This window comes from Streptomyces sp. NBC_01775 (assembly GCF_035917675.1).
Taxonomy (GTDB): Bacteria; Actinomycetota; Actinomycetes; order Streptomycetales; family Streptomycetaceae; genus Streptomyces.
This window is the reverse complement of the sequence record NZ_CP109104.1, coordinates 3,947,607-3,960,042: the sequence shown is the minus strand read 5'-3', so window position 1 is coordinate 3,960,042 and position 12,436 is coordinate 3,947,607. Positions and strand designations below refer to the sequence as shown.

The following is a 12,436-nucleotide window of genomic DNA, read 5'->3' as shown; positions in this document are numbered from 1 at the left end:
CCCGCTCCTCAAACGCCGGAGGGGCTGATTTTCAGCCCGCAGTACGCGGAATCCGCCGCTCCCACACCCGGTGGAACACCTCCTCGTCACCGTCCTCGCAGCGCACCTCATTCACGGCGATGAAGTCCGCCCCGTCAGCCCGCAAACGGGAGCGGGTGGTGACTCGGGCGTCCCAGCCCAGGTCGGGGCGGCGGAGGCGGATCTCCCACGCCGAGTGGGCCGAGGCGCTCAAGGGGTCGCCCTCATGGACGACATAGCTCTCCAACGCGTCCTCGGTGAATTCGAGGCCGTCGGGGTAGACACGGGTGCCGCCGTAGCGGGGGTCGACCTCCAGGCGCCACTCGCCGGCGGCTACATCGCGGACGACGACGCGTTCCGGCCGCTGGTTCTCCGGCTCCGGGTAGCGGACGCCGAGGGGTTCGGCCTGTTCGGGCTCGGCGAAGCGGATCGGCGGGCTTCCCGCGTCGGCGGCGGGGTCGCGTACGGGCAGCTCCAGGGTGCTGGCGCCGGGGTCGAGGACCCAGCCTGCCTCGCTTCCGGGCTGCGGCCAGATCCAGGGCCAGTACGCGGAGGACAGGGCGAGGCGGATGCGGTGGCCGGGTGGGAACGCGTGCCCGATGCCGTTCAGTTCGAAGGTGACGTCCTCGGTGGTACCGGGCTCCCACTCGACGACCTGGTCGCGCCCGTGCCGCGCGGCGAGGTTGAGGACGCCCCGGGTGACCAGCGTCGAGGACCCGTCCGGCGCCACGTCGCACACCCGTGCGACGACTTGTCCGCGCGGCACGTCCGAGGTGATGCGCAGCCGCACCCGGGGCCGTCCCAGCACCTCCACGCGGCCCTCCAGCGCGCCGGAGTCGAAGCAGACCGAGCGGCCGTCCTCCTCGCGCTGGTCCGGCGGCAGGTCCGAGTCGTTCCCGAACGGGAAGAAGCGGCCGGCGTCCACGCCGGTCTGCTGTGGTGAGCGCACCAGTACGGGGCCGCTGCCGGGCAGCTCGTAGGGGGTCATGGCGACGGCGGGCGAGGGCCAGGCCCCGTCGCCGACCCAGCGTCCGGCCAGCTGGGGGTAGACGGTGGCGGGCGGGTGCGACTCGCTGATCCACGAGCGCAGCAGCGGCTCGTCCATGACGTCCTTCTCGCCGGCCGGTGCCGCCGTCCTCTCCTCGGGCTTGAGCCACTTGTCCCACCAGCGCAAGGTCTCCTGGAGGAAGCCGATGGCCGGTCCCGGCGGCAGGCCGCGGTCCGGATACTGGTGCGACCAGGGGCCGATCAGCCCGCGTACCGGCGCGCCGCTCTCGCGGGGCAGGTGCTCCACGAGCCGCAGGACCGTGTCGCGGTAGGGGTCGTGCCAGCCGCCGACGGCCAGGACGGCGGCCTTGACCGTGGAGTAGTCCTCGCACACGCTGCCCTGCCGCCAGTACGCGTCGCGGGACTGGTGGCCCAGCCAGGTGTGGATGAACGGGTCGACGGCCTCCAGCCTGCGCTGCCACATCTCCCGCCACCCCTCGCCGACCTGGGCCGGGTCCGGCGGGCGGGAGACGAAGGCGAGCATCGTGGAGGCCCAGGCGTGCATGTCGACGGCGAGGACGGAGCCGCCCATGTAGTGCACGTCGTTGTCGTAGCGGTCGTCCGCCGAGCAGACGGTGACGATCGCCTTGAGCGCCTCGGGGGCGCGGGCCGCGAGCTGGAGGCTGTTGAAGCCGCCCCAGGAGATGCCGAACATGCCGACCCTGCCGCTGGACCAGGGCCGGTCGGCGAGCCAGGCGATGACGGCCTCGCCGTCGGCCAGCTCCGTCTCGTCGTACTCGTCGCCGGGCAGGCCCTCGGAGTTGCCGTGGCCGCGCACATCCACGCGCACGGAGGCGTAGCCGTGGCCCGCGTACCAGGGGTGGCGCTGCGCGTCGCGCGGGGCCGTCCAGTCGCTGAGCCGGTAGGGGAGGTACTCCAGCAGGACGGGGACCGGCTCGTCCGTCACGGGTCGCCAGACCCGGGCGTACAGATATTTCCCGTCCGGGAGCGGAATCCACAGGTCCTCACGGACGACCTGGTGGGGGAACTGATCAGCTGTGCGGATGTGCATAAGAAAATCCTCGGACACCAGGGGGCGGGCTCAGTGGACGGGGTGCATCGTGCGGCGCAGCCAGGGCGCGACGGCGAAGACGGCCAGCGCGACCACGACGGCGACGGCGCCGTTGAGCGTGAAATAGAGGCTGTCGGAGATCTCGCCGTAGAACTTCACGGTCTGGGCCTGGACGCCGGTGGCGAGCGCGAGCGAGAGGAACCACAGGGCCAGCGCCTGGCTGCTGAAGGCGGCGGGCGCCAGCTTGCTCGTCGCGGACAGCCCCGTGGACTCCAGCAGCACATCGCCGACACCGATGAACAGCACGGCCAGCACGATCCACACCAGGCTCAGCCGCCAGCCGTCGCCCGAGGCGCCCAGCAGCGGCGGCACCAGGACGAAGAAGCCCAGGCCGCCCAGGAGGACGCCGAGCGCCAGCTTGTTGGAGGCGTGCGGCTGGCGCGGGCCCATCCGCTGCCAGGTGCCCGCGATGAACGGCGCCGAGAGCACCGAGACGGCACCCAGCGCGGAGCTGATCCAGCTGGAGGGCACGTGGTAGCCGAAGACGCTGGTGTTCACATGGGCGTCGGTGAGCAGGACGAGCACGGTGTAGGACTGGAAGAGCACGAAGTTGAACGCGACCGAGGCCAGCCACAGCACCAGGAACGGCCGCAGCCTGCCGCGCTCGGCGGCGCTGACCCGGGGGCTGCGCCAGATCACCGTGAAGTAGACGAGGGGCGCGGCCATCGACGCGTAGGTGAGCGCGTCCACGAAGCCCGAGAGCGTCAGCGCGCCCGCCAGGGACAGCGCCACGCACAGCGCCGCGCACACCAGGACGCCGGCCACGATCAGCCATGTCGCGCGCCGCATGGCGGCCGGGGGCAGCGCGAACTCGGCGCTCTCCTTGCGCCCGGCCAGCCGGCGGCGCCCGGCGACGTACTGGATGAGGCCGAGGGTCATGCCGACGGCCGCCGCCGAGAAGCCCCAGTGCCAGTCGATGTCCTCGCCGAGCAGCCCGGTGACGATGGGACCGAAGAAGGCGCCCACGTTGATGCTCATGTAGTAGAGGGAGAACCCGGCGTCGCGGCGCTCGTCGGTGGCGCTGTAGAGCTTGCCGACCATGGCGGCCACGTTCGGCTTGAGCATGCCGGTGCCCGCGCTGATCAGGCCGAGGCCGATCCAGGTGAGGGCGTCCACCGGTACGGCCATCGCGTAGTGGCCGCAGGCGATGAGCACGCCTCCGTAGAGCACCGAGCGGTACGAGCCCAGCATCCGGTCGGCGATCCAGCCGCCGGCCACCGACAGCAGATAGACCAGGGTGCTGTAGCCGGCGGCGACCGAGGCGGCGGCGCCGGGCGTCATGCCGAGGCCGTTGTCGGCCTCGGAGGCGGAGAAGAACAGCACCAGGATGGCCTGCATGCCCAGGAAGGAGAAGCGCTCCCAGACCTCCAGCCCCGAGAGGGTCAGCAGGCCCAGCGGGTGGCCCAGGAACCGGTGATCGCGCTCGTCGCGCTCGTCCGCCGCCTGATCGCCGTTGCCCGTAGGCTCGCTGCTGTCCGGGTCCCGTTCCCGGTCGGGCTCTCGGCTGGATCTGGGGGACACAGGGGTTGCTCCTGACACGTTCGGTGATTCGAGTGCCTCTGCTCTCCCGGACGCACATCCGCAAACCGCACCCAAAGGGTGACCTGCAACATATCCCGTATATCCCGGCATGGCGCGCCAAGAGAGGTCTGCTGGGCAGGCGCCGACCGTGATCGTTGTGTGACCGGTTACGCTGCCAGAAGACGGTGGCACTCAACCGGTTGGGTGGCACTCGGCCAATGAGAGAACGTGACATCGCACGATCCGAGCGCCGCTGATCGTTCCTTCCACTCGTTCTTCCACGTACGCAGACAGGAGTACCCCTCGTGACCGACGTCGGGCCCTTCGGGCTGAGCGTGCGGGACCAGGCTCTTGAAGCAGATGTCCAGGCCGGGTTGGCGGCCGTCGAAGAGGGCCTCATCGAGGCCACGAAGAGCGACGTCCCCTTCATCACGGAGGCCGCGCAGCACCTGGTGCGGGCCGGCGGGAAGCGGTTCCGGCCGCTGCTGGTGATGCTCGGGGCGCAGTTCGGCGATCCGCACGCGCCCGGTGTCGTCCCCTCGGCCGTGGTGGTCGAGCTGACCCACCTCGCCACGCTCTACCACGACGACGTCATGGACGAGGCCGACGTGCGGCGCGGGGTGCCCAGCGCCAACGCCAACTGGGACAACTCCGTCGCCGTCCTCACCGGAGACTTCCTCTTCGCGCGTGCCTCGCACATACTGGCCGACCTCGGCCCGGAGGCCGTGCGCATCCAGGCCGAGGCGTTCGAACGCCTCGTCACCGGCCAGATCCTGGAGACGGCCGGACCTTCCGAGGGCCAGGACCCGATCGACCACTACCTCGACGTGATCGCGGGCAAGACCGGCTCGCTGATCGCCGTCGCGGGCCGCTTCGGCGCGATGATGTCCGGCGCCGACGAGCGCACCGTCTCGGTGCTGACCCAGTACTGCGAGCGCGTCGGGGTCGCCTTCCAGCTCGCCGACGACGTCCTCGACATCGCCAGCGACGAACGGGAGTCGGGCAAGACCCCCGGCACCGACCTGCGCGAGGGCATCCCCACCCTGCCGGTGCTGTACGTGCGCGAGCGGGCCGCCTCCCCGGAGTGCACCGCCGAGGACCGCGAGCTGGCCGCCCTCCTGGGCGGGGACCTGAGCGACGACGCGCGGCTCGCGGAAGCGCTGGCCGGGCTGCGGGCGCACCCGGCGCTGGAACAGGCCCGCCGCGCGACGGTCCGCTACGCCGACGAGGCCCGCGAGACGCTGGCCCCGCTTCCCGACAACGCCGCGAAGGCCGCGCTCTCGGCGCTCTGCACGTCCGTGGTGCACCGCGCGGGCTGAAGCGTGTCCTGCGTGGGCTGAACCCGAATCCTGCGTGGGCTGAACCCGCGTCCCGCGTGGGCTGAAGCCGAATTCTGGGGGCGGGCCGTGTGCCGGGCGGTCCGGGTGTCCGGTGGGCCGAGTGCCCGGCGGTCCGGCTGAACTGCGGCTCCGCACCCCTGAGATGCGCTCCGCGCCGGCCAACCCGCAGGCGTAGGGCCGTCATCCCGGGGGAGTACGGCGATCTGCCTCCGGCGGCTGACGCCAAGGGCCGCTGGATTTGATGCCATGGGAGGCATGCACCCCCGCACCGATTCGGGTGAGAATGGCGGCAAGGGGTGGACGAGTGCGACCTACAGACCGCCGCCGATCACGGAGGTAGGACAGACAGATGGCACAGATCCAACCGAGGAATTCCCGGCGCAAGGCGGTGCGGTACGGCGTACCGGCCGCCGTCGCGGGTATCGCCGCGGCGACCGTCGGGCTGGTCCCCGCGCTCGCCAGCTCCGGTGATCCCGACCTTCCGAAGATCACGGCGGAGGACCTGGTCGCCAAGGTGGCCAAGTCGAACGTCGACCACATGTCCGGCACCATCAAGGTCAACACCGACCTCGGCCTGCCCTCCCTGCCGGGCGGCGCGGGCGGCGGCGGCTTCGGCGGCGGGCCGCAGAGCCAGCACAAGGGCGGCGAGGGCGGCGAGGGCGGCGCCAAGGGCAAGCCGGACGCCTCGCCCGACAAGAAGCTCATGGAGCTGGCCTCCGGCGAGCACACCCTGCGCTTCGCCGCCGACGGCCCCGACAAGCAGCGCCTCTCCGTCATCGAGGACGCCGCCGAGTACAGCGTCGTCCGCAACTCCCAGGACGTATGGGCGTTCGACAGCGCCAGCAACACCGCCTGGCACGCCAAGGCGCCCAGGGACGGGCACGGCAAGGGCGGGCACGGCAAGGGCGGACCGGCGGCGCCCGACGGGGTCACCCCGCAGAAGGCGGCCAAGCAGGCCCTCAAGGCGGTCGGCAAGTCCACGTCCGTGAGCGTCGACGGCACCGCGAAGATCGCGGGCCGCGACGCCTACCAGCTCGTCCTCAAGCCCAAGAACGCGCCCGACTCCACCATCGAGTCGGTCCGCATAGGCGTCGACGCGAAGAACGGCGTGCCGCTGAAGTTCACGCTCACCCCGAAGGACGGCGACAAGCCCGCCGTCGACGTGGCCTACACCAAGGTCGACTTCGGCGAGCCCGACGCCGGGGCCTTCGACTTCAAGCCCCCGAAGGGGGCCAAGGTCACCGAGGCCAAGCCGCACGAGAAGGCGGACGACGCGGCGAAGGGCGGCAAGCCGGACCTGTCCGGGCTCGACATCGTCAACAAGGGCGCGAGCGACTGGGGCAAGGTCGCCGAGCTGGACACCGGCCTGCCGGGCGGCGTCGGCAGCAAGAACGGCGCCTCCGGCAAGGGCGACGGGCAGAAGATGCTCGACAGCTTCACCGACGAGGTCAAGGGCGACTTCGGCACCGGACGGGTCTTCAGCACCCGCCTCGTCAACGCCCTGATGACGGACGACGGCAAGGTCTACGTCGGGGCCGTGACCAAGGAGGGCCTGGTCAAGGCCGCGAACGCCGCCGCCGAATAACGCGGGCCGAGTGACGCCATCCGAGCAGGACGAGAGGGATTGAGGGGAGCACATGGCAGAGCCGGCCGCCGCGCGCACCGACGAGAGCGCCGTGATCTCGACCCAGGGACTCACCAAGCGCTTCCGCGGCGGACAGCTCGCCGTCGACACCCTCGATCTCTCCGTCCCGCGCGGCAGCGTCTTCGGCTTCCTCGGGCCCAACGGCTCGGGGAAGACCACCACCATCCGGATGCTGCTCGGCCTCATCGAGTCCACCAGCGGCAGCGCGCACGTACTGGGCGAGCCCATGCCAGCCGCGGTGCGGCGCGTCCTGCCGAGGGTGGGCGCGCTCATCGAAGGGCCCGCGCTCTACGGCTTCCTCTCCGGCCGCGACAACCTCCTGCGCTACGACGCCGCCGACCCCACCGCCGACCCCGGGACCCGTACGGCCCGGGTGGAGCGGGCGCTGGAGCGGGTGGGGCTGTCCGCGGCGGCGGGCAAGAAGGCGCGGGCCTACTCGCTCGGCATGAAGCAGCGCCTCGGACTGGCCGCGGCCCTGCTCCAGCCGCGCGAGCTGCTGGTCCTGGACGAGCCGACCAACGGCCTCGACCCGCAGGGCATGCGGGAGATCCGCGCCCTCGTACGGGAGCTGGCGGGGGACGGGATCACCGTCTTCCTCTCCTCCCACCTGCTGGACGAGATCGAGCAGGTCTGCACCCACACCGCCGTGATGAACCGGGGCCGGCTGGTCACCCAGGGCACCGTCGCCGAGATGTCGGCCGGGGCCCGAGGCAGGCTGGCCGTCACCACGCCCGACCCGGCCGAGGCCGCCAGGGTGCTGAAGGAGCACGGGGTGACCGACCTGGTCACCGACGGCGAACAGCTCACCGGAGACCCGCCCCCGGGCGAGCTCGCCGAGCTGAACACCGCGCTCGTGACGGCCGGTGTCCGGGTCCGTTCGTTCGGCATGACGCGTGCCTCGCTGGAGGACGTGTTCGTCTCGCTCACCGGGGAGGGCTTCGATGTCGCGGGCTGAGACGGGCGCTGAGACGGGCGTGGAAACGGACGCGGAGACGGGCGTGGAAGCGGGTGCCGGGGCGGAGGCCGCGCGGGTTCCGGCTGGCGGCGCCGTGCGGGCCCGTCCGCTGTGGTCGCTGGGGCTCTTCCGCAGCGAGCTGGTCATCACCTTCCGCCGCTGGCGCACCCTGGCCCTGCTGGCGGTGCTGGCCGCCGTGCCGGTGCTGGTCGGCATCGCCGTCAGGATCGAGACCAGTGACGGCGGTTCGATCGGCGGCGGCGGGGAGGAGGGCGGCCCCGCGTTCATCTCCCAGGTCACCAACAACGGCCTGTTCCTGGTCTTCACCTCGTTGGCCGCCACGCTCCCGTTCTTCTTGCCGATGACCGTCGGCGTCATCGCGGGCGACTCCGTCGCCGGCGAGGCCGGTGGCGGCACCCTGCGCTATCTGCTGGTCGCCCCGGCGGGGCGTACGCGGCTGCTGGCGGCGAAGTTCACCACCATCCTGGCCTTCTGCCTGGCCGCCACCCTCACCGTCGCCGTCTCCGCGCTGATCACCGGTGCCCTGCTCTTCCCCACCGGCGAAGTCACCTTGCTGTCCGGCATGACCGTCTCCTTCGGCGAGGGGCTGTTGCGTGCGCTGGCCATCGCCGTCGCGGTCGCCGTCAGCCTCGTCGGGCTCGCCGCGCTGGGCCTGTTCATCTCGACGCTCACCAACAGCGGCATCGCCGCCATGGCCGCGACGGTCGGGCTGCTGATCACCGTGCAGATCGTCAACACCATCCCGCAGCTGCACGCGGTCCACCCGTATCTGTTCCCCAACTACTGGCTGAGCTTCGCCGACCTGCTGCGCGACCCGGTCTACTGGGACGAGGTCCTCAAGAACCTCGGTCTCCAGGCCCTCTACACCGCCCTTTTCACCTCGGCGGCCTGGGCCCGCTTCACCGGCCGCGACATCACGGCCTGAGCGACTTCACCGGCCGCGGCATCACGGCCTGAGCGACCGGCCCTCCCTTTCGATTCCCCTCACACCACCGTCGCCAGCCCCTCCCGAGGGGGAAGGGCCTCGGTGGCGCTGTGGAGCAGTTCGAGGGCCTGGGGGAGGAACGGGCTGGGGTCCGTGGTGCGGCGGGTGGCGTAGATACGGCGGGTGTGGGCGGGGCCGGTGAGGCGGACGAGGTGGGCGGCCGGATCCCCCGGCGGATCGACGACCGCCAGCTCCGGAGCGAGCGCGACGCCCAGCCCCCGGCGGACCAGCTCATAGGGCAGGTTGTAGTCGTTCGTACGGAACAGCACCTCGGGGCGGAAGCCTCCGGCGGCGCAGATGTGCTGGAGACAGCGCGAGGCGTCGGTGTCCTCGTGGTAGCTGATCCAGCGCTCGTGGCGCAGGTCCGCCAGGCGGATCTGGCCGCGCCCCGCCAGCCGGTGGCCCGGTGGCAGCAGCACATAGAGCGGCTCCTCCAGCACCAGCGTGTGCTCCAGGCCCTCCGGCCACTCCTGCGGCACCACGCCGTACTCGAAGACGACCGCCAGATCCAGCCGCCCCTCCAGCACGGCGGGCACGGTCACCTGCGGGTCACCCTCCTCGTAGCGGACCTCCACCTGGGGCCGGTCGCGCAGGAAGCCGGTGAGCACGGTGGGCACCAGGCGGTAGCCGGCCGACCAGAAGCTGCCCAGCCGCAGCCGCCCCCGCTCGGCCGCCGCGTAGCCGCGCATCTCCTCCTCCGCCGCCGACAGGTCCGCCAGCAGCCGCTCGGCACGCCCGGCCAGCTGAAGCCCGGCGGGCGTCGGGCGCACGCTGCGCGGTGACCGCGTGAACAGGGACACGCCAAGGGCGCGCTCGATGCCGGCGATCTGCTGGGAGACCGCCGAAGGTGTATAGCCCAGCCGACGGGCCGCCGTACGGAACGAACCGGTGGCGACGACCTCGCGGACGGCCTGCAACTGCGGAGGAGTCAGCATCAGCGGAACTTAACACCTTGTGCGAAAAGGCTCACTCTCTCTCATCTTGCCTGGGCTCCCGGCGTCCCGCAGATTGGGCGTCCACCCCATCGGAACCAGGACCTCCGGAAGGAGACCCCGTGCGCCTGAAGCACTGGAGGCACTGGAGGCACAGGCCGCACACGCGCGCCCGTGCCGCCGCTCTTCCCCTCGCGCTCGCGGGGCTCCTCACACTGACCGCCACCGGGTGCGGAGGCGCCGCGACCGTCAACAAGTCCAAGGTGCCGGACCAGCGCACCGACCCCGAGCTGCGCGCCCTGCTCCCGGGGAAGATCCGCGACAAGGGCGCCCTCGTCTCGGCCGTCGGCAACGACTACCCGCCGCTCTCGCTCCTCGACATCGACAACAAGACCGTCATCGGCGCCGAGCCCGACCTCATCCGCGCGGTGGGCCAGGTGCTCGGCGTGAAGGTCAAGATGGTGCAGGCGAACTTCGACAGCATCATCGGCGGCGTCCAGTCGCGCCGCTACGACGTGGCGATCCAGGCGATGCTCGACAAGAAGGAGCGCCAGGGCCAGGTCACCTTCGTCGACTACATGAAGACCAGCAGCTCCATCCTCGTCGCCGAACAGGCGGCCGACCGCGTCCGCTCGCTGAAGAGCCTGTGCGGCAGCAAGGTCGCCGTCGAGCAGGGCACCTCGCAGGTGGACGACGTGGGCGCGCAGGCCGCCAAGTGCGCGGCGGCGGGCCGGCCGAAGCTGGAGAAGCTGGTCTTCCCCGACTCGGTCGGCTGCTTCCAGGCCCTGTCCACCGGCCGCGCCGACGCCTTCGTCGGCGGCACCCCCACCGTCAACTACCAGGCGGAGATGTCGCACGGCAGATTCCGCACCGCGGGGGAGCCGTACCGCTTCCTGCCGTACGGAATCCTGATCAACAAGGAGGACCGGAACGTGGTACGAGCCGTTCAGGGTGCCCTGCAAAAGCTCATCGACAACGGCACCTACAAGAAGATCCTCAAGCAGTGGAAGATCGGCTCCGGCGCCCTGGAGCGCGCCACGGTGAACGGGGGAGCGGCATGACCGACGCGCTCACCCGCACTCCGGCGGGCCCGGCCGGACCGGCCCCCGCGGCCTCCCTGCGCTCCGTGCCGCTGCGCCGCCCCGGGCTGCGGATCGCGGCCCTCGCGCTGCTGTTCTTGCTGGTCTTCCTGCTGGAGGGCTGGATCACCAATCCCCGTATGCGGTGGGGCACGGTGGGGGAGTTCCTCTTCTCGCCGGTGATCATGGAAGGGCTGCGCACGACGCTGCTGCTGACGGCGTTGGCCATGACCATCGGCATCGTCGGCGGCGTCCTCCTCGCCGTACTGCGGATGTCGGCGAATCCGATCCTGGCCAACCTCAGCTGGTGCTACATCTGGGTCTTCCGCGGCACCCCGCTGCTGGTGCAGCTGCTGTTCTGGTATTTCCTCTCGGCGATCGTGCCGAAGGTCGGACTCGGCATCCCCTGGGGCCCGACGTTCATCGAGGCGGACACCAACACCCTCATCACCCAGATGGCGGCGGCCGTCCTCGGCCTGGGCCTGCACGAGGCCGCGTACATGGCCGAGATCGTCCGCGCCGGCATCAGCTCCGTCGACGACGGGCAGAACGAGGCCGCCGCGGCGCTCGGGATGTCGCGCGCCCAGACCCTGCGCCGCATCGTGCTGCCGCAGGCGCTGCGCATCATCATCCCGCCCACCGGCAACCAGGCCATCTCGATGCTGAAGACGACCTCGCTGGTCTTCGCCATCGCCGTGCCCGAGCTGCTCACCTCGATCCAGGGCATCTACTCCCGCAACTTCCAGCAGGTGCCGCTGCTGGTCGTCGCCTGCTTCTGGTACCTCGTGGCGACCTCGGTGCTGAACGTCGGGCAGTACTACCTGGAGCGGCGCTACGGACGCGGCGCCGGCCGCGCGCTGCCGCCCACCCCGCTCCAGCGGCTGCGCGCCGGACTGGGCGCGGCACGCGCGAACGACCGTACGGAGGCGACCCGTTGACATCCGTGATCAAGGCCGAGGCCGTCCACAAGAACTTCGGCGCCGTCCAGGTGCTCCAGGGCATCGACCTGAGCGTCGATCCCGGCGAGGTCATGTGCCTGGTGGGCCCCTCGGGCTCCGGCAAGTCCACCTTCCTGCGCTGCGTCAACCACCTGGAGCGCATCGACCGGGGACGCCTGTACGTACGCGACCGGCTCGTCGGCTACGAGGAGCGCGACGGCAAGCTGCACGAGCTGAGCGAGAAGGCCGTCTCCCAGCGCCGCCAGGGCATCGGCATGGTCTTCCAGCGCTTCAACCTCTTCCCGCACATGACCGCGCTGGAGAACATCACCGAGGCTCCCGTCCAGGTCAAGAAGGAGCCCAAGGAGAAGGCGCGGGCGCGCGGCGAGAAGCTGCTCGCCAGGGTCGGGCTCGGCGACAAGGCGGACAGCTACCCCTCCCAGCTGTCCGGCGGCCAGCAGCAGCGGGTGGCCATCGCCCGTGCCCTGGCGATGGAGCCCGAGCTGATGCTCTTCGACGAGCCCACCTCCGCGCTCGACCCCGAACTGGTGGGCGAGGTCCTGGATGTGATGCGCGCGCTCGCCGAGGACGGCATGACGATGGTCGTCGTCACCCACGAGATGGGCTTCGCCCGCGAGGTCGGGGACTCGCTGGTCTTCATGGACGACGGGGTCGTCGTCGAGTCCGGCACCCCCGAGGCCGTCCTGGGCGACCCGCGGCACGAGCGCACCCGCGCGTTCTTGAGCAAGGTGCTGTGAAGCGGCCCTGTCCTGTGAAGCGGCAGGGCTCTGTGAAGCGGCAGGGTTCTGCGACGCCTTGAGCAAGGCCACCCGGTGAAGCCCCGTCTCTCCCGGGCCCGCCATGCCTTCCGCGCTTCCGGAAC

General features: G+C 71.2%; 10 protein-coding genes. 7 read left to right on the top strand and 3 right to left on the bottom strand.

The features are described from left to right. Positions 1-31 precede the first annotated feature (31 nt). Both OHB04_RS17630 and OHB04_RS17625 read right to left on the bottom strand, forming a co-directional pair. Positions 32-2,077 carry a CocE/NonD family hydrolase gene (locus OHB04_RS17630; RefSeq protein ID WP_326807776.1) on the bottom strand — a complete coding sequence of 682 codons (2,046 nt, stop codon included), beginning with the start codon at positions 2,075-2,077 and terminating at the stop codon, positions 32-34. Positions 2,078-2,107: 30 nt separating this feature from the next. Continuing rightward, on the bottom strand, positions 2,108-3,658 hold the full coding sequence (locus tag OHB04_RS17625) for a peptide MFS transporter (protein ID WP_326807775.1): 1,551 nt from the start codon (positions 3,656-3,658) through the stop codon (positions 2,108-2,110). A gap of 305 nt (positions 3,659-3,963) precedes the next feature. Here OHB04_RS17625 and OHB04_RS17620 point away from each other — a divergent pair, with 305 nt between their 5' ends. The 4 genes from OHB04_RS17620 (at position 3,964) to OHB04_RS17605 (ending at position 8,544) form a co-directional block, all read left to right on the top strand. Beyond that, positions 3,964-4,977, top strand: a complete 1,014-nt coding sequence (locus OHB04_RS17620; protein ID WP_326688646.1) for a polyprenyl synthetase family protein — start codon at positions 3,964-3,966, stop codon at positions 4,975-4,977. A 370-nt stretch (positions 4,978-5,347) separates the two neighbouring features. Continuing rightward, positions 5,348-6,583 (top strand): LolA family protein, encoded by a 1,236-nt coding sequence (locus OHB04_RS17615; protein WP_326807774.1) that lies wholly within the window; start codon positions 5,348-5,350, stop codon positions 6,581-6,583. A gap of 52 nt (positions 6,584-6,635) precedes the next feature. After that, the gene (locus tag OHB04_RS17610; protein ID WP_326688644.1) at positions 6,636-7,598 is read left to right on the top strand and encodes an ABC transporter ATP-binding protein; all 963 of its coding nucleotides are present in this window, start codon (positions 6,636-6,638) and stop codon (positions 7,596-7,598) included. Next, on the top strand, positions 7,585-8,544 hold the full coding sequence (locus OHB04_RS17605; RefSeq protein ID WP_326807773.1) for an ABC transporter permease: 960 nt from the start codon (positions 7,585-7,587) through the stop codon (positions 8,542-8,544). Before OHB04_RS17610 ends, OHB04_RS17605 begins: the two co-directional genes overlap by 14 nt. Before the next feature lie 59 nt (positions 8,545-8,603). Here OHB04_RS17605 and OHB04_RS17600 read toward each other — a convergent pair whose 3' ends face one another. Continuing rightward, positions 8,604-9,539 (bottom strand): LysR family transcriptional regulator, encoded by a 936-nt coding sequence (locus OHB04_RS17600; RefSeq protein ID WP_326688642.1) that lies wholly within the window; start codon positions 9,537-9,539, stop codon positions 8,604-8,606. Positions 9,540-9,658: 119 nt separating this feature from the next. Between OHB04_RS17600 and OHB04_RS17595 the strand changes: the two genes are divergently transcribed. From OHB04_RS17595 to OHB04_RS17585, 3 genes are read left to right on the top strand one after another with little or no spacing between them, the layout of a single operon-like run. Further along, positions 9,659-10,597, top strand: coding sequence for an ABC transporter substrate-binding protein (locus OHB04_RS17595; protein ID WP_326688641.1), 939 nt, complete (start codon positions 9,659-9,661; stop codon positions 10,595-10,597). Beyond that, positions 10,594-11,553, top strand: a complete 960-nt coding sequence (locus OHB04_RS17590) for an amino acid ABC transporter permease (RefSeq protein ID WP_326688640.1) — start codon at positions 10,594-10,596, stop codon at positions 11,551-11,553. The genes OHB04_RS17595 and OHB04_RS17590 overlap by 4 nt, the downstream gene beginning before the upstream one ends. 5 nt (positions 11,554-11,558) lie before the next feature. After that, complete coding sequence (locus OHB04_RS17585) at positions 11,559-12,311, top strand: amino acid ABC transporter ATP-binding protein (protein WP_326809467.1); 753 nt, start codon at positions 11,559-11,561, stop codon at positions 12,309-12,311. Positions 12,312-12,436: the final 125 nt, after the last annotated feature.